The sequence below is a fragment of the Clostridioides sp. ES-S-0048-02 genome, assembly GCF_020658495.1.
GTDB lineage: Bacteria > Bacillota > Clostridia > Peptostreptococcales > Peptostreptococcaceae > Clostridioides.
In genome coordinates this window covers 519,814-538,253 of sequence record NZ_JACVWH010000001.1, presented here as the reverse complement: position 1 = coordinate 538,253, position 18,440 = coordinate 519,814, and the positions used below count along the sequence as shown (strand labels likewise).

Annotated in this window: 19 protein-coding genes; 3 read left to right on the top strand and 16 right to left on the bottom strand. The window is 26.6% G+C overall.

Going from position 1 to position 18,440, the window contains the following annotated elements; translation table 11 throughout:
- The first annotated feature begins 275 nt into the window (after window positions 1–275).
- A complete protein-coding gene (locus tag IC173_RS02545; RefSeq protein WP_227855111.1) occupies window positions 276–1,124 on the top strand; it encodes an MBL fold metallo-hydrolase in 849 nt (282 codons plus the stop codon).
- Window positions 1,125–1,217: 93 nt separating this feature from the next.
- On the opposite strand, the gene IC173_RS02540 is transcribed toward IC173_RS02545, so the two are convergent.
- The 9 genes from IC173_RS02540 to IC173_RS02500 form a co-directional block, all read right to left on the bottom strand.
- Window positions 1,218–2,555 carry an APC family permease gene (locus IC173_RS02540; protein ID WP_227432948.1) on the bottom strand — a complete coding sequence of 446 codons (1,338 nt, stop codon included), beginning with the start codon at window positions 2,553–2,555 and terminating at the stop codon, window positions 1,218–1,220.
- An 809-nt stretch (window positions 2,556–3,364) separates the two neighbouring features.
- Window positions 3,365–4,033: a bifunctional phosphoribosyl-AMP cyclohydrolase/phosphoribosyl-ATP diphosphatase HisIE gene (hisIE, locus tag IC173_RS02535; protein ID WP_227823750.1), complete on the bottom strand. Its 669-nt coding sequence runs from the start codon at window positions 4,031–4,033 to the stop codon at window positions 3,365–3,367.
- 28 nt (window positions 4,034–4,061) lie between these two features.
- On the bottom strand, window positions 4,062–4,820 hold the full coding sequence (gene hisF / locus IC173_RS02530; RefSeq protein ID WP_227432943.1) for an imidazole glycerol phosphate synthase subunit HisF: 759 nt from the start codon (window positions 4,818–4,820) through the stop codon (window positions 4,062–4,064).
- Entirely contained in the window at window positions 4,802–5,524 is a 723-nt protein-coding gene (hisA, locus tag IC173_RS02525) for a 1-(5-phosphoribosyl)-5-[(5-phosphoribosylamino)methylideneamino]imidazole-4-carboxamide isomerase (RefSeq protein ID WP_227432942.1), read from the bottom strand. Before hisA ends, hisF begins: the two co-directional genes overlap by 19 nt.
- Window positions 5,521–6,126, bottom strand: a complete 606-nt coding sequence (gene hisH / locus IC173_RS02520; RefSeq protein WP_227432941.1) for an imidazole glycerol phosphate synthase subunit HisH — start codon at window positions 6,124–6,126, stop codon at window positions 5,521–5,523. The genes hisA and hisH overlap by 4 nt, the downstream gene beginning before the upstream one ends.
- A 1-nt stretch (window position 6,127) precedes the next feature.
- Window positions 6,128–6,706: an imidazoleglycerol-phosphate dehydratase HisB gene (gene hisB / locus IC173_RS02515; RefSeq protein WP_227432940.1), complete on the bottom strand. Its 579-nt coding sequence runs from the start codon at window positions 6,704–6,706 to the stop codon at window positions 6,128–6,130.
- 2 nt (window positions 6,707–6,708) lie between these two features.
- Window positions 6,709–7,758 carry a histidinol-phosphate transaminase gene (gene hisC / locus IC173_RS02510; protein ID WP_227432939.1) on the bottom strand — a complete coding sequence of 350 codons (1,050 nt, stop codon included), beginning with the start codon at window positions 7,756–7,758 and terminating at the stop codon, window positions 6,709–6,711.
- Window positions 7,759–7,791: 33 nt separating this feature from the next.
- On the bottom strand, window positions 7,792–8,418 hold the full coding sequence (gene hisG, locus IC173_RS02505) for an ATP phosphoribosyltransferase (RefSeq protein WP_227432938.1): 627 nt from the start codon (window positions 8,416–8,418) through the stop codon (window positions 7,792–7,794).
- 21 nt (window positions 8,419–8,439) lie between these two features.
- The gene (locus IC173_RS02500; RefSeq protein WP_227432936.1) at window positions 8,440–9,384 is read right to left on the bottom strand and encodes an ATP phosphoribosyltransferase regulatory subunit; all 945 of its coding nucleotides are present in this window, start codon (window positions 9,382–9,384) and stop codon (window positions 8,440–8,442) included.
- Window positions 9,385–9,911: 527 nt separating this feature from the next.
- Here IC173_RS02500 and IC173_RS02495 point away from each other — a divergent pair.
- Entirely contained in the window at window positions 9,912–10,088 is a 177-nt protein-coding gene (locus IC173_RS02495; RefSeq protein WP_003420092.1) for a hypothetical protein, read from the top strand.
- 158 nt (window positions 10,089–10,246) lie between these two features.
- Here the strand turns inward: IC173_RS02495 and trhA are convergent, their stop codons facing one another.
- On the bottom strand, window positions 10,247–10,900 hold the full coding sequence (trhA, locus tag IC173_RS02490) for a PAQR family membrane homeostasis protein TrhA (RefSeq protein WP_227482350.1): 654 nt from the start codon (window positions 10,898–10,900) through the stop codon (window positions 10,247–10,249).
- Between the two features lie 159 nt (window positions 10,901–11,059).
- Here trhA and IC173_RS02485 point away from each other — a divergent pair, with 159 nt between their 5' ends.
- Window positions 11,060–11,626, top strand: coding sequence for a DUF1836 domain-containing protein (locus tag IC173_RS02485; protein ID WP_413927178.1), 567 nt, complete (start codon window positions 11,060–11,062; stop codon window positions 11,624–11,626).
- Window positions 11,627–11,765: 139 nt separating this feature from the next.
- Here IC173_RS02485 and IC173_RS02480 read toward each other — a convergent pair whose 3' ends face one another.
- The 6 genes from IC173_RS02480 to IC173_RS02455 form a co-directional block, all read right to left on the bottom strand.
- On the bottom strand, window positions 11,766–11,975 hold the full coding sequence (locus tag IC173_RS02480) for a hypothetical protein (RefSeq protein ID WP_227432931.1): 210 nt from the start codon (window positions 11,973–11,975) through the stop codon (window positions 11,766–11,768).
- 80 nt (window positions 11,976–12,055) lie between these two features.
- Complete coding sequence (locus tag IC173_RS02475) at window positions 12,056–12,709, bottom strand: FMN-dependent NADH-azoreductase (protein WP_227432929.1); 654 nt, start codon at window positions 12,707–12,709, stop codon at window positions 12,056–12,058.
- Window positions 12,710–13,028: 319 nt separating this feature from the next.
- On the bottom strand, window positions 13,029–14,069 hold the full coding sequence (locus tag IC173_RS02470; RefSeq protein WP_227432928.1) for a Fic family protein: 1,041 nt from the start codon (window positions 14,067–14,069) through the stop codon (window positions 13,029–13,031).
- Between the two features lie 107 nt (window positions 14,070–14,176).
- Window positions 14,177–15,550, bottom strand: coding sequence for an MATE family efflux transporter (locus tag IC173_RS02465; RefSeq protein ID WP_227482349.1), 1,374 nt, complete (start codon window positions 15,548–15,550; stop codon window positions 14,177–14,179).
- A gap of 122 nt (window positions 15,551–15,672) precedes the next feature.
- Window positions 15,673–17,547: an ABC transporter permease gene (locus tag IC173_RS02460; RefSeq protein WP_227855110.1), complete on the bottom strand. Its 1,875-nt coding sequence runs from the start codon at window positions 17,545–17,547 to the stop codon at window positions 15,673–15,675.
- Window positions 17,547–18,293: an ABC transporter ATP-binding protein gene (locus tag IC173_RS02455; protein WP_227823745.1), complete on the bottom strand. Its 747-nt coding sequence runs from the start codon at window positions 18,291–18,293 to the stop codon at window positions 17,547–17,549. Before IC173_RS02455 ends, IC173_RS02460 begins: the two co-directional genes overlap by 1 nt.
- Window positions 18,294–18,440 lie beyond the last annotated feature (147 nt).

The following is an 18,440-nucleotide window of genomic DNA, read 5'->3' as shown; positions in this document are numbered from 1 at the left end:
TGTCGTTTCTAATTTTTAAAATTTATAATTTTTTTTCTATAAAATAGAAATTTAAAATAAGAAATATATTAAGAAAACAATATTATTTCTTGTTTTGACCTTAATATGTTATATATTCATATACATTTGTTTTTGTTATTAAATAAAAATTTATAAACTTGTCTACAAAGTGTTATACTTTATAGGAAACTTTTTACATTACAACATAATAATTTGTTACAATGTAAGTATTAGTTGTATAAAAATTCTAAAAATATTATTGGGAGGTATTGTTTATGAAGGTAATTTCTTTAATTGAAAATATTTCTGGCTCCAAAAACTTAAAATCTGAACATGGTTTATCTTTATTTTTAGAAATTAATGATAAAAGCTATATATTAGATACAGGAAAAAGTGGAAATTTTATAGAAAATGCTAAAAATTTAAATGTTGATTTATTAAATTTAAATGCACTTGTAATATCTCATAATCATTCCGACCATATTGGCGGTATAGATAAATTTTTTGAAATTAATAAAGATATTAATGTTTATATAAAATCTCAAGCTAAATTATATGAATATTTCTACCATAACGAAAATCAGCAAGAAAACTACTATATAGGAAATAGAAAGGGCTTATTTGAAGATTTTAATAAAAACTTTATTTGGATAGATGATTTTTACAAACTTAGTGAAAATCTTTATATCTTCTCTGATAAAAACAATAATAAAGATTTCTTTTGTAGAGATAAAAATCTGTTAAAATTTAAGGACAATATGTTTATTGAAGATGATTTTAAACACGAATTATTCTTAGTATATGTGGATGGAGACTATGTATCAATAATAAGTAGTTGTAGTCATAGTGGAATTGTAAATATCGCTCATACTGTTAAAAAATACTTTCCAGATAAATCAATTAAGTTTATTATTGGAGGATTTCATATGGATAATTTATCAAAACAAGGTGGACTTAACTGTTCTACAGAATACATAGATGATGTCATAAAGGAACTTAACACAATTGGTTTTCAGAAAATATATACATTCCATTGTACAGGATTAGTTGCATTTGATTACATGAAAAAATTACTTGGAGACAAAATAGAGTATTTTAAGACAGGTGATTTTTTAGAGGTGTAATTATAAAAGCTAAAAATAAAAAAATAAAATCCCAATCTATCTACGTTATAGATTGAGATTTTATTTTTTATATAATCATAAAGTATTTATAAACTAGTTAGACTCATTTTTTGTTTTCTTAGTCATATAAGCATACACTGGCAAGCCTATAGCTGTTATTATAAGACCTCCAACAGATATCATAGTAGTTTTCATACCCGCGAAGCATAATTGATTAACTACGACAAATATACCACTCACTATAGCTATTATTGGAACAATTGGATATAGTGGTACTTTGTATTCTCTTGGTATATCTGGGTGAGTTTTTCTAAGCTTCATTACCCCTATAAATGTCAATACATAGAATATCCAAGTAGCAAATACTGCTAAATCAGTTAATAAATTAAATTGACCTGATAAAGCATAGATAGCTGCAAGAACAGATACTAATACTATAGAATTTGCTGGAACTTGAGCAGAATTTAATTTAGAAAATACTTTATATTTAGGCAAAGTTTTATCTGTTGCTAAAGTATAGGCCACTCTTGAACCAGTTAATAAGAATCCATTTAATGCTCCAAATACTGAAATTAATATACCTACAGATATTATTTTTCCACCTATTGAACCAAATATAACCTCAGCAACTGCTGATGCTGGTGAAGCGTAATTTGCTAGCTCACTAGCTGGTAATACCCAAAGATATGCTAAGTTTATTACAAAGTAAACAGCCATAACCACTGATAATCCACCTATTATAGCTTTTGGAAGGTCTTTTCCTGGATTTTTCATTTCTCCAGCCAAAGTACCAACATTCATCCATCCATCAAATGCAAATAATATAGCAATTAAAACTTGACCTATTACACTTCCTAGACTTAATCCTTCACCAACCATAGGACTAAGTATTGGATTATCTCCACCGCCTTTAATAAATCCAACAATCATTATTAATATAAGTGGTATTAATTTACATATTGTAGAAATTGTTTGTATAGCTCCCCCAGTTTTTGAACCCAACATATTCAGCCCTGCAACTATCACTATAATTCCAATTGCTATTGGAAGTAATAATGATGAATTACCAATTAAAGCTGATGCTTGCTCTCCAAATATGACACCTAATGCTGCCATCATCCCAGGATAAAATAATACAATTTGCATCCATCCAGTTAAAAATCCCAATTTATCTCCATAAATCTCTTTTATATATACCATCATTCCACCAGTTTTTGGTATTGCAACTGATACCTCTGCAGCTGTAAGACCAGCTGTTATAGTTATGATTCCTGCTATTAACCATGCCAATATACCGAGTCCTGGAGCTCCTCCAGTTAATGTATAAACTGCTTGCGGTTTAAAAAATACACCTGCTCCTATTACTGAACCTACAACAGTTGATAATGCTGCAGATACACCAAGAGTCTTTTTTAGCTCACTATTTCCCATTTTTTTCCTCCTACTTCATCCTATTTAATTTTAATTTCATAGTTATATAAGCATCTACTATGCCAATATTATAGAAAAATAGTTTTTATTATTTATTAAGATAAAATAACATATGCTAAACTTTTGTAAATTTTAATTTTTAAGTAAAATTAAAATTTTTTAAAAAAATTATAAAAATTAAAAATCCCAATATGATGATACATTCTTCATAACAGTTAAATTGTTTTACATTTCAATATCTATTTATCTATTAGAATAGATTCTATCCACAAGTAAAAGTTAATTTAAACCTTTTGCAATAAATTTTCACTGTTTTCAAAAACATTTTATTATATTTTTGTAATTTGTATTTTATTATTAATGTTTTTGACTAAATAGTATCACTTTTATTTATTTTATAGCTTGTTTTATAGTAATAAATAATTTAACAATTTATTATAACCCAAATTAAACCATAAATCAAAACTAATATTTTATTTTTTAGTAAAAAATAAAATATTAGTTTTGAAAACGTTTACTTTTTGTTAAAATTTATATCTATTTCATCTTAAAACATATCCTTTTTCAGACCATATTATTCAATATGAAAATTAATTTAAAATTATTTTTCTTAAATATTAATTATATAATCATAGTTTTTCTAAAATAAATAATGTATTATAATCGTTTTATTGATAAATTGTATACATAATAAACTTAAGTAAGAAACCTGTGATTTTCCTCTACAATATAAAACAGAAAATAAGAAAGTATACCATTTTTTTTAAAAAACGGTATACTTTCTTATTTTCTATCAATCTATTTTTATTCTATTTTCTTCTTTTAACTAATTCTTTTTTTATTTCATCAATTTCAACACCCTTTTCTATCATTAAAACCAATGTATGATATACTAAATCACTAATTTCATAAATAAGTTCACTTTTATCTTCATTTTTTGAGGCTATAATTACTTCACTACTTTCTTCTCCAACTTTTTTAAGAATTTTATCCAAACCTTTGTCAAATAGATAGTTAGTATAAGACCCCTCAATGGGATTGTTTTTTCTTTCATTTATTAAATCATATAATTCTTTTAATGTATTTTTTTGTACTTCAAAGTCAATTTTATCAGTATCATCAAATAAATCTCTATAGAAACAAGAGTAATTACCTGTATGGCAAGCTACACCTGTTTGTTCAACTAAAAGTAATATTGTATCTACATCACAATCATAAGAAATCTTGACCACTTTTTGAATATTTCCAGATGTCTCACCTTTAACCCATAATTCTTGTCTACTTCTGCTAAAGTAACAAGCTATTTTGTCTTTTAAAGTTTTCTTTATAGACTCCTCATTCATATATGCTAACATCAATACATCTTTACTTATTACATCCTGAACAATAGCAGGAACTAATCCTTTATCATCAAATTTTACATTTTTTATAAATTCTTCAAATTTTTCACTGCATACATTATTACATTTATCATTCATTTTTCCAATCTCCTTATAGATATTTAATTTATAATCTTACTTCTACACCCATTTCTTTTAAATACTTTTTCAAATCCTTTATTTTTATCTCTCCAAAATGAAAAACAGATGCTGCTAAGATTCCATCTACATTAGATTCTTTGACTGCTTCATAGAAATCTTCCATTTTCCCAGCCCCTCCAGATGCTATAACAGGTACATTTACTAAAGATGTTATTTTTGACAGTAACTCTATATCATATCCATTTTTCATTCCATCTTCATCCATACTATTTACAACAATCTCTCCAGCTCCAAGTTCAACACCTTTGACTGCCCATTCAATTGCATCTAAATCTGTTTTCTCTCTACCGCCTTTTACATATACACTCCATGAACCCGCTTCATTTTTTTTTGCATCTATTGATAAAACTACACATTGTGCACCAAACTTTAGTGAGGCTTCTCTTATTAATTCAGGATTTTTTACTGCTGATGAATTTATAGAAACTTTATCTGCACCTTTTCTTAAAATATTAGTAAAGTCTTCTAATTTATTTACTCCTCCACCTACACAAAATGGAATATTTATATTTTCTGCAACTTTAGATACAAATTCCAAAGATGTCTTTCTGTCTTCATTTGATGCAGTTATATCATAAAATACAAGTTCATCTGCGCCACAGTCACTATAAAATTTTCCAAGGACTTCTGGACTATCCACATCCACTATATCTGTAAATTTTTTCCCTTTTACAACTCTTCCATTTCGTACATCTAAACATGGTATTATTCTTCTAGTAAGCATAGTTGTTGAGCCTCCTTAAAGTCTATCTTCTTATCATAAAGTGCTTTACCTATTATTGCTCCATATAAGTTCATATCTTTAAGTTTTTTAATATCTTTAATAGAAGTCACTCCCCCAGAAGCAATAACATTTAAAGATGTCTCTTTTGATATTTTTTCATATATATCAAAGTTTGGACCTTGAAGCATACCATCTTTTGATATATCTGTATAAACAATCGTCTTTACTCCTATTTTTTCAAGTTGTTTACATAAAGTCAGAGAATCTACATTGCTTACAACTTCCCAACCTCTAACCGCTACCTTTCCATTTTTAGCATCAATTGAAACAACAATTTTTTCTTGATATTCATTAACCAACTCATCAACTAACTCCATATTTTCAATTGCGATACTCCCAAGTATCACTCTAGTAACACCTGCTTTTATTAAACTTTGAACTTTCTCCTTATCTCTAACCCCTCCACCTACTTGAATAGGTATTTTTATATTGTTTGCTATATTTTCAATTGTTTTTGTATTTACACCAAATTCACTTCTAGCTCCATTTAAATCTACTATATGTATATATTCTGCACCTTCATTTTTCCATTTATATGCTACTTCTAATGGATTATCATAATATACATTTACTTTGTCAAAATCACCTTGAGTTAATCTTACACACTTGTTATCCTTTATATCTATTGCTGGAAATATTATCATTTTATCATCTCCCCATATGCTCTTAATATATTTAAACCTACTTCTCCACTTTTTTCTGGATGAAATTGTATACCATATACATTATCTTTTCTAACTATTGCTGGAATCTTCTTCTCATACTCTGAAAACGCAACAAGTTCTTTATTTGATGAATTTGCATAATATGAATGAACAAAGTATACATAGTCATCTTCTTTAATATATTTAAGAATATCATCATTTTTCTTATTAAATTTTAGATTATTCCATCCCATATGTGGAACTTTTAAACTTATATCCAGTTTATCAATGCTACCTTCTATAAGACCTAACCCTTCATATTCTCCATATTCATAGCTTTTTTCATAAAGTAATTGCATGCCTAAACATATGCCTATTAAAAACTTTCCCTTTGACACATGTTCTTTTATTATTGGCACCAAATCTAGCTTATTTAAAGCATTTATAGAATCTCTAAAAGCTCCAACACCTGGAAGTATTAGTGAATTTGCCTTCTTTATTTCATTTAAATTGTTAGAAATTTTAGTTTCTATTCCAGCCTTCTTAAAACCTCTAGATACAGAATCTATATTTCCTAGACCATAATCTACTATTATATTCATTTTATAAGACCCCCTTTGAAGATGCTATTTCATTTGAAATTACTTCGCTACCTTCTTTCAATGCTCTTGCAAATGCTTTAAAAATACTTTCTATTTTGTGATGGTCATTTTCTCCATACAAAAGATTAATATGTAAAGTTACTCTAGATTCATTTACAAAAGCTCTAAAAAATTCTTTAAAACATTGAGTACTCATACTACCAATCGTTTGAGTATCAAACTTTGCATTAAATACAAGATATGGTCTGTTGCTTATATCAATAGACACCATGGATAAAGATTCATCCATAGGTATGTAGATAGTAGAATATCTTCTTATTCCTTTTTTATCCCCTAAAGCATTTTTAAATGCCTCTCCTACAGCTATACCTATGTCCTCCACACTATGATGGTCATCTACATATATATCTCCTTTACAAATAATCTTTAAATCAAACTTACCATGAAACGCCATTAAAGTAAGCATATGGTCTAAAAATCCAATTCCAGTATCTACCTCAACTTTTCCAGTACCATCAATGTTTAGTTCTACTAAAATCTGTGTTTCAAGTGTATTTCTTTCTATCTTCCAAACTCTCATACCTAATTCTCCTTTTGAAAAATATCTTTTATAGCATTTGCAAACATAATATTTTCTTCTTTATCACCAATTGTAACTCTATAATAATTTTCTAGTTTTCCACTAAACTTTCTTATTAGTACTCCTCTATCAATCAGCTTTTGTGATAAATTTTCTATCTCAGAGTAAAATAATATAAAGTTTGCTTGTGACTCATACGCTTTGATACCCATATCAATTATTTCTTTATACAATTTTTCTCTTTCTTTTTTTACTTCATCTATATAAGACTTAACTACTTCTTTATTTTTCAATGCTCTTGTAGCAATGAAATCGGACAATGAATTTAAGTTATATGGAGGTCTTACCTTCTCAACAGAGTTTATCAAACTACTATTAGATAGCATATATCCAGTTCTTATCCCAGCTAATCCAAATGCCTTTGATAGAGTTCTAAGAACGATTAAGTTTTCATACTCAAAAACATTCTCTAACATGCTTTCTTCCCCAAAATCCATATATGCTTCATCTAAAACTACTAAACTGTTAGTTGAGTTTAAAAGTTTTATTATGTCTTCTCTTTTAAGTATTGCCCCTGTTGGATTATTAGGATTACAAACAATTACTATCTTTGGATTGTTTTCTTTTACTGTTTCAATTACATCATCTATATTTATAACTAAATTTTCATCACTCTCAACACCTATAAACTTTGAACCATTTATCTGACTGTATATAGAGTACATGCTAAAACTTGGAGAAAAACTTAATATTGTTTCATCTTTATCTACAAAAGTATGTATTATCAAATCAATTATTTCACTTGAACCATTTCCTACTAAAAGGTTTTTCTTACTTACTCCAGAAATATCTATGTAATTTATTATAGACTCTTTTAAATCGCTATAAGAGTCTTCAGGATATAAATTTAAATCTATATCGCTATCTCCAAGCTCTTTAACAAGATACTTGAACAACTTTTTATTTCCTTCATTTGCATCAAGCTTTACCTTACAATTTACATGATTTGGTTCGTATCCCTTTAGTTCTCTTATACTTTCTTTTTCTCTCAATCTAAACCTCTCCTTGTCAATTTTAATTATATTTTAGTTATCAATTTCCTTAAACAAACGAATTATATTTTGAATTTGTTCATACTTAAATCTATAACTAGCTCTATTTGATATAATCCTAGCGCTTATATCGCATATATCTTCTAATATTTCAAGTCCATTTGCTTTAAGTGTATTACCTGTCTCAACTATATCAACAATTACATCTGATAAGCCTACTATTGGAGCTAGTTCAACAGAACCATTTAGTTTTATTATTTCAATTTTTTGACCTTTTTCTTTAAAGTATTTTTTTGCTATATTTGGGTACTTTGTTGCCACTTTTAAATATTCATCTTTTCTATATATGCTATCTCCCTTTAATCCTGCTACTGCAAATTTACACTTTCCAAAACCTAAATCATATATTTCATATACATCTGTTTCATTTTCTAAAATAGTATCTTTCCCTGCTATACCAAGGTCAGCAACTCCTTTTTCAACATAGGTAACCACATCTGATGGTTTTACATGTATATATATGATTTTATTTTTTTCATCTTTAAAAATTAACTTTCTTGTATCAGTATCTATACTGTCTCCCAAGCCCATTTTTTTAAATTTTTTAAATGATTCCCCTTCTATTCTTCCTTTTGCTAGTGCTATAGTTAAATAATCCAAAATAATACCTCCTTTTCAATCTTACTTATATACATACTTCATTAGCTCATCAACACTTAATGTAAATCCAATAGCTGGAATTTCTTTTCCATACTCTTTAGTTAGAGAATCATATCTTCCACCGCTTAGAATTTCTTTATATGAGTCTGGATAGTATCCTCTAAACATAACTCCTTCATAATAGTCAAGCATTGTAATCATTGATAAATCAAATCTAGCTTTATCTAAAAAATTACATTCCTCAATTAAATCGTTTATTTGTTTTAACTCTTCAAGTGCTTGTTTCATCTTATCATTACAATAGAATTTTTGCGCCTTTTCAATAACATTATATAGATTACCTTGAAAACTTAAGATATTTGATAATAATTCTTTTACATCATTTTTAATTTTTAAATCTTCAATATATACTTTTAATTCATGGTTATTTTTGGTATATAATAAGTTTTTAATTTGATTTTCACAATTCTTATTCAATTTTAATTCCTCTAATAATCCATTAATATATTTACTACTCCCAACTTCCAAAATGAAATTATTGTTGTACTTTTCAAGTATCTTAAGGGCCAATTTTACCACTTCTCTATCTGCTTCTACAGAAGATTCTCCTAAATACTCACAACCTATCTGTCTTATCTCTTTTATTCCAACTGTATTCTTATTTTTATATATAGATGAATTATAAAAAAGTTTAAGTTTTAAACCCTCTTCCCATCTTGGTATGAGGCTTTTTATTATACTTGTAGTTATATCAGCTCTTAACACCATTACTCTTCCATTTACAACCTTTACCATAGATTCTTTTGGGATTTTACTATTTATATTTGTAAATTCATCATATTCTTCAAATAATTGTGGTTCTATTTGAAAATATTCTTCATCTAAGAAAAGCCTGTCTATTTCTCTTTTTAATTTGTATCTTTTTTTAGAATAAATAACCTCATCTTCAATTCTTAAAAATTTCATACTCTCACCCTTTTCATTAAAATTACTCTTACATTTGCAAATTTAAAACAATAAAAAAGCCATATAGGCTTTATACCTATATGGCTATAATTTTCTTTTAAAATTACTTCCCATCATAGATACAAGACCAATTACACTAAAAACAGGGCTTGTGTCTATGAATCAATTTCATATTACAATCCCTTTAATCTATGATGATGGTGATGATTTAATTTTATATTTAATTTTTCTACATTTAATCTCACCATGATAATTTCCTCCCAAATATTTTTTATTAATATTCTAAATTTACAGTTTTTTTATTACTATTAATAATAATATACTTTTCAAAAATTGGCAATAGTTATTTAAAAATTTAAATAAAATATTTTATATGATTTTTTATTTGTACAGTTAGATATTTAATCTTTACTTAATTTGGAAGTTTTGTGTATAAAAAATGAAATTTCGGGAAAAATTGTAATAATTTAAAAAAACTTATTAAAATATAGTATAATAAGTATATCTTAATGTAAAGGGATGATTTTATGTATAAATATGATGACTATGTAAATTTAACAAATGATTTAGATTTGCCTGTAGAAATTAGAAATAAATGTGTTAGAATTGTTAGTGTGTCAGAGAATTTAGAGGATATAATTATAGTACATAAATTCAAACTATATGTCGTAAATGAGAAATACATTAAAGGAATTATGGAATAGACATTTTGAATATGCTATTTTTATAAACAGGTTATTATAAATATAATTGTATTTATAATAAGGAACTGTCTTATAGTAGAAGATAGATTCTATATAAGACAGTTCTTTTTATTTTCTTCATTGTAGAAATTTTAGTATCAATTAACTGGATTCTTAAACTATAAAACATACAATAAAACAGCTAAAAAGTGGAATAAAGAACCTAACATAATAAAAATATGAAATATCTCATGAAATCCAAATTCAGGACTTATGTTTGGCTTCTTAATAATGTAAATAACTGCACCTATAGAGTAAGATACACCTTCCATTATTAATAAGTTAAGACAATCCTTAGGAATTGAATTAAATGCATTTATATCAAAGACAATTGCCCACCCCATAAGTAAATATAGACTTGTAGACAACCATCTAGGTGCATCCATCCAAAATATTTTTATTACTATACCAATAAATGCAACTATCCATATTGCTGTAGTAAATATTATTCCCTCTTCTTTTTGCATAAAATATAAGCATATTGGTGTATATGAACCAGCAATCAATACATAAATCATTGCGTGGTCTACTTTTCTGAAAAATAATTCTTGTTCTGGTGTACCTTTTAAAAAATGATAATATGAGCTTGCACTATAAAGAGCAATTAATGATAATCCAAATACAGACACAGACACTATCATCAAAAAAGAAGTTTGTTGTAAAGATATAGATTGAAAAATTAAAATTATAGTAGCTATAAGAGATAAACAAGCCCCTATAAAATGAGTTAAACTACTTATTGGGTCTCTACCCTTTAAAAAAAATTGATACATTTCGTCCTCCTACAATTATGTATTTTAAAAATTACATTTTATATATAGTTTTTAATACTATATTATAAATTTAATTATACCACTTTATATCTCTTTTGCAACCATTAATATTGTTTTATTTTCTAAATTAGTGTATTATAAATATTATGGAGGTAACATATGATGAACAATGAATTAAATACCATAATACTGGAAACGCTAAATAATACAGATATAACTTCAAATGATATTCCATCTATTGACCTATATATGGATCAGATTATTTCTCTAATTGACAGTAAACTTTCTGCCAATAAAAGATTTGAGGATGATAAAATTCTCACTAAAACAATGATAAATAATTATAGTAAAGAAGGATTAATCAAACCAATTAAGGGAAAAAAATATACCAAAGAACAAATCTTACAAATGATAATCATTTATTCTATGAAAAATACACTTACAATACAAGAGATTAAAAGAATCTTAAATGGTGTATACGAAAAAGATGATTTCAACGGAGAAGATTTAGTGGCATGTTATGAAAAGTTTATATCAATAAAAGAAAGGCAAAGAAATAATATGCCAAACTTTATAGAGTCTAATTTTGAAAATATCAGTATTAATCCAGAAAATAAAGGTGATTTATTGATAGCCTTACTAAGCCTAACTTCAATGGCTGACCAATTAAAAAGTATTTCAGAAAAAATAGTAGATACTTTTTTCCAAGATACTCCCAAAAAATAATTTTAATAAAGTAAGACTGAAAATAAATATTAAAATACAATACAGCTTAAATTAATCATTATTGTATACAATATAATTTTCAGTCTAAATATTAATACTTTCTATTTTTAACTCTTTCAAGAATCTCCATATCTAAAGTTTACAAATTTAATTTTATTCTATTTAAGTTTTGACAATGTGAACAATTCAAATTAACTTGAATTTGTTTATACCCTATGAAAACGGCTTGTTTAAGTATACCAGTGCCATCATCTATCATCACTACATTGTCTTTTATCTCTACATGGAAATTATTTTCTTGATTACACCAATAACAATCATACTTCTCATTACTTTTTTCTTCTCGCATGATTTTCGCCTCCTTCAATATAGGTTTCTACATTAAGAGAGGTTTTTCCTTTATATTTTCAATAAAATAAAATATTATAACTAAAACTTCATAGAATCTACTATGCCTTCTATTTTTTCAGATGCTTTTTCTATTGCACTTTGTCTTTCTTCTTCACTAGTTCCAGTTCCATCTACTAATAATTCATCAAATTTTTTGATTCCTATAAATTTCATGATACTTTCCACATAATTTACCCCTTTATTCATAACTGGTTTTAGTACCCATGGTATATGTCCACCTGAAGATTGTATATATACCATACTTCTATCAATATCATTCAGTATTCCTTGTGGTTTATCATCACCTTCAAAAGATATAGTTTTTCCATCTTGAATTATACAATCTATATATTCTTTAAGTGGTGCTGGAAAAGATAAACTCCACATAGGTGCTGCTATTACATATACACTTGCACTCACAAATTGGTCACAAAGGCTTCTAATTTTTGCAAGTTCTTTTCTATCCTTATCATCTAATTGCTTAGCGGCTTCTTCGCTGACTATACTATTTCTCTTTTCGAAGTATTGATATTCTAGTCTTGGTATATGCTCTTTATAAAGATCTATTTCTTCAACTTCGAAATCCTTATTTTTTTCTATAAATTTATTGATAAACTTTCTTGCTACAGTTTTACTTGAAGATAAATCTTCTGGTTTTGAATTCACATTTATATATAATAATTTTTTCTTCATAAGCTCACTCCTAAGATTATTTTTATATTATTATTTCACAAAAATAACCATTCTATTCTGTAATTAAATTATAAAGTTAATAGAAATATATTTGTTAAATAATCTTAAAAAGTAAATTGATAGAGTACAGGAATAAAACATAATTTATTATATAATATAATTTTAAATATTTTAAAATTCTAATCAAGAAATTACCTATAGTATTTTAGATAAGATAAGTGTTCCATAAAGTTATGTAAATTCCTCTCAGAGTTTCTAATTTCAATAAAAAATGGTATAGTGCTTTAACACTATACCATTAAAATTATTAAAGTATTTTTTAATACTTCTTCTTCCATTTTGCGCTTCTTCCCCTTGCAACAACCTCTATCTTATCTTGTTTTCTTAGATTATTAAAAACTCTATTTATAGTAGGTTCTGGAATATCAGGACACAAGTCCTTTATATCTTCTTTTGTAAAATATCCAAGAGTAGAATTTATTATTTTTTCTATTCTACTAGTTTTTGTCTGTCTTTTCTTATCAGATACATTTAAACTGTCATCTAACTTCTTATATGCAGTCAATATAGTTTCTAAAAAATATTCAATCCAAGCATTCATATCTGATTTTTCATTCCCTATAGATGACTTCAAATAGTTTAAGTTACTATAGTACTCATATGAACTGTCATCAAATATTTTTCCTAAACTTATATATCTTCCAACTTCATATCCATTTTTGTTTAACAGCAATAGTATAAGTACTCTTGCCATTTTTATATTACCTTCTTTAAATGGATGTATCAAGATGAAATCTAACACAAATGCAGAAATTAATATTAATATATCAATTTCATCCTCATCTATCAATGTATTATAAGCTTCACATATTTCTTCTACAGCTTTTTCAACCTTATTAACACTTGCATCAACATTTATGAAGTCACTATTTTTTAAATTATATTCAAAGAATCCACTTTCTGATTTATAGCTTCCCCCTCTGGTAGATGAAAATTTATATAAGTATCCATGAAGTTCAAGAATTGTTTGTGAGCTTATTGGTATACTCTCATAAGCACTGTTAATAGTTTTTACTACATCTCTGTATTCAACAATACTTAACTCTTCTCTACTTTTAGGTGTGACTTCATTACTTATTAATTTTTCTAAATTAAAAGTATTACTTTCTTTTTGATTTCCAATATATGTAGATTCTGAACAATCTACTAAAGATTTTTTTTCTAGACTTTCTAAAATTTCTTTTGGTTGTTTTTTGTAAAGCAGTTGTCTACCCTTATACTCATTTATCTTAGACAACATTCTAGCTACATTCATGTTTACATACATATTTTTTAATTTGCTTTTTTTTGTAAATTCCATAAAATCACTCCATAATTAGAATTTCTCTTCTTTTTGACAGCGGTTTTATTTTATCATATAATTGTATTTTTTACAATTTTTTACTTATTTATCTGAAATTATACTTTTTATTCAGTTGTTATTTCACTTAAACGTTCACTTTTAGGTGTATATCTTTTCAACTCTCTAAATACTACTACACCTGTAATTACTGTGGCTATAAAGTCAGATACTGGTTGAGCTGTCCATACACCCTTTAAACCTAAGAATGTAGGAAGAATTATTACTGCTGGTATCAATAAAATTACCTGTCTTAGAAGACTTAATAACATTGCCATTTTTGCTTTACCTATAGATTGTATAAAGTTTGTTCCTGTAATTGATAAACCTACAATTGGTAACATAAGTAGGTATATTTTTAAACCATCTACAGATATACTCATAAGCTCAGGGTCTTTATTAAATATCCCTATAATTGCCTCTGGGAAAAGCATAATTACTACCATACCCATGCATAAAATTATAGTAGCTACTACTAATGAACCTAAGTATGCTTTTTTAACTCTATCGTATTTTTCAGCCCCATAGTTAAAACCTATAATGGGTTGCGCTCCCTGATTTATTCCAAAGATAGGCATTAAAAATACCATTGCTATAGAAGAAATTGTAGCCATAGCTCCTATAGCTAAATCTCCACCATGAGTTTTAAGTGCAATATTTGATATTACTTGAACTAAGCTTGCTGCAAGTTGCATAGCAAATGGTGACATTCCTATTGCAAATACTGCACCTACTAATCTTTTATCTAATTTTAAATGAGATTTACTGAATTTTAAATTTGATTTTCCACTTATATAGTAGCCTATAGTTAAAATGGCTGTAAGAGCTTGAGAAGTTACTGTAGCAATTGCAGCTCCTTGTATTCCCATATTGAATCCAAATATTAACATCCAATCTAAAACTATATTAGTTAGGCATCCTATTATCATTATTCCTGCTGAAATCTTAGGGCTACCATCAGCTCTTATTGAGTGATTTAAAGAAAAGGATAGAAGATTTACTATTGTTCCTAATAAGATGATATTTATATATGTCTTTGCATATATTAATGTATTTTCACTTGCTCCAAATAATGTAAGTATTTTATTTGCAAATAATATCCCAAGTACCATTATTATAATTCCTGTAACTACAGCTAATGTCATTGCATTTCCTATAAGCTTCCTTGCATCTTCTACTTTACCTTGCCCAAGTTTTATCGATATAGTTGTCGTTGTTCCTATTCCTATCAACATACCAAATGCAAGTATTATTGTCATTATTGGCATCGTAACACCAAGACCTGTTATTGCAAGTGGTCCAACCCCTGGTATGTTCCCAATAAAAATTCTGTCTACCACATTATATAGACTATTTACCAGCATACCTATTATTGCCGGTATAGAGTATTTCAGTAGTAATTTACTGATTCGTTCCGTTCCTAATAATTGTTGATTATCCATCAAGTCTCCTCCTTCTTCTAATATTTAATTTTCCACATATTACAAGGGAGGTGCATATGCCCTCCCTTAATATTAACTACTTTTTAAATATTAATTTTCTATAATATATATTATATACCACTTTAATCAAAAAACCAAACTTTTCTAATATAAAATTTCTTTAGTAAATGAAAATAAAGTGAATATATACATGAGAGCACTAATAATATACCCCAATTTTTTAAGTTAAAACTATTGTTTAGTACACTATTTAAAAAGAGTAAAGAAAATATGCTATTTACAATAGCTATGATAAAAGGTACAAAAAATAGTATACCTATCTCTATACTAACAATCTTATTCATATTTTTAAAAGATAGACCTATTTTTGATAGATTATTGTACTTAACCTTATCAAAAGGTTCATCTGTGTATAGTCTAAAATACAAAAAACTAAGAACTGCCATAAACAGAATAACACCTATGAAAATACCCATAAATTGAAGAATTTTACTTTGTTGTAACTCAGCTAAATACATATCTGGTAAGGTTAAAAAATATGACTTCATATCATTTCTATCTAGATTAAAATGTTTTTCTTTTAATGCTTCAGTTATATCAGCACTATTTTGCCAGTTTTCATAATCAAATCCATGAAAGTTTATTTTTGAAAACTTACTTTGTATATTATTATATAAATTATCATGTATAACTATAATTTTACTAAACATACCTGTAGGAAAAATTATCCTATCTGTTGATTCTTTTATCTTTATGTTTACATTTTTTATCTTATAAGCTTTAATTTCTTTTAAAGAATTTATATGCTCTTTAGAATTATATCTAGGAACTATAATGCCCTCATCTATCTTTAGATTAATTTTATCTAATCCCAATTGTTTTGATAATTTATTATAGTTACTCATACTTAATAATACTTCATTATTATATTCAAGCATAGGAAAACTTAATTCCTTATAATCATATTCTTTTATTGTGTTTCTAATTTCTTCTAAGTCTTCATATTTTTTGTTATTATTGTCTTCTGAGAAATATGAGTAAACCATTGGAAAATTATTTTTAGAGGATTTACCTTGTGAAGTTACAAGCGTTAAAGTTGTTGTAAATGCTACTAAAGTACCAGATAAAAGTATTGTCATTAAAAACAATAATCGAGAATTATCTTTCATCTTATATACTAAATTACCTATAAGCAACATATTTATTTTGTTTTTATAAAACTTCTCTCTATTTTTCATATGCTTTAATATTAAAATGGTAAACTGAGAAAAAAATAAAAACATTCCTAGAGTAATCAACAGCGCTATCATGTACATATCACCATTTATATTTAACTTATTACCAAATAGTATCATAGCATATCCTGTCATAAGACATGATATACCAAGTATTCCAAATAATTTTGAAGGTTTTATATCTTTTTTAGGTTTCTTTGTGCCTACTAAAAGTTCAAAAATATTATTTTTGTTTAACAATTTTAAGCTAAGTGGTCCTGTTATCAAAAATAATAACATAAAAGATATAATTGTCATTAGTATCGCTTTTATTGGAAAGTAACTTTCTGTCAAGTTCATATAAAATATTTTACCTAAATACAATAAAAATAACTTAGAAATAGATAGCCCTAAAAGTATTCCTAACATTATTGCTAATAATCCTATTATTAAATTTTCAATCAATATCAATCTTTTCAATTGTTTATCACTCATTCCAATTATTATCATAACTCCAAAATCTCTTAATCTAGATTTTAAGAAATTTCCTAAGGAATATAATATAAAAAGCAGACTAAATCCTAATATTATTAATTCTGAAATCATAAGAGCCATAAATGCAGTAGAACCACTTTGGATTCCAGAATCCGTTATAATTGGATGAAACATAGATACTGCAAATACAAAAAATATCATTATAGAGAAAATTGAGCTTAAAAAATACGCTAAATATGCTCTAAAATTTCTAATTATATTATTATAAGCAAATCTTCCAAAAGTCACTACCTTACACCTCCTATTTGAGACAAGACAGATAGTATTTTATTGTAAAAAGAACTATTCGTGCCTGATTTCTTTATCTCTGTATATATGCATCCATCCTTTATAAAAACAACTCTATCTGAATGGCTTGCACTATATGCTTCATGAGTTACCATAAGTGTAGTTACATTTTGTTCTTTGTTTATCTTGGCAAATAACTCTAAAACATCATCAGTGGATTTCGAATCAAGATTCCCTGTTGGTTCATCTGCAAGAAGTAATGATGGGTTATTTATAATTGCTCTAGCAATTGCACATCTTTGAGCTTGTCCTCCTGAAATCTCATAAGTTCTTCTATCTAAAATTTTATCAATACCTAAAAATTCAGATATATTTTTAGTTTCCCTGTTCATTTTTTTAACATTTCTACCATCTAGTGTAAGTGGCAACATTATATTTTCACCAACTGTCAAAGTATCAATCAAATTAAAATTCTGAAATACAAAACCAAGTTGTTTTCTTCTAAATTCAGCTAATTTTTCTCCTTCTAATTTACTTGTATCCTGTCCATTTAATATAACTTGGCCTTCACTCTGCTTATCAATTGTAGATATTATATTTAAGAGAGTAGATTTGCCACTTCCAGATGGACCCATAACAGCTACAAATTCGCCCTTTTCTATACTTAAATTAATACTATCTAATGCTTTATATGGAACTTTTCCATAATATGTTTTTGATATATTTTTAATACTTAATATGTTCATTTTATATTCTCCATTACTTTTTTATTTTCACTACAGTAATATATTATCTTGAATATCCCATTTTAACCATAAAAATACCCTAACAATTAACTTACATATTTGTAAGTTAATTGTTAGGGTATCAACAAATTAATTAGTATTAATAAT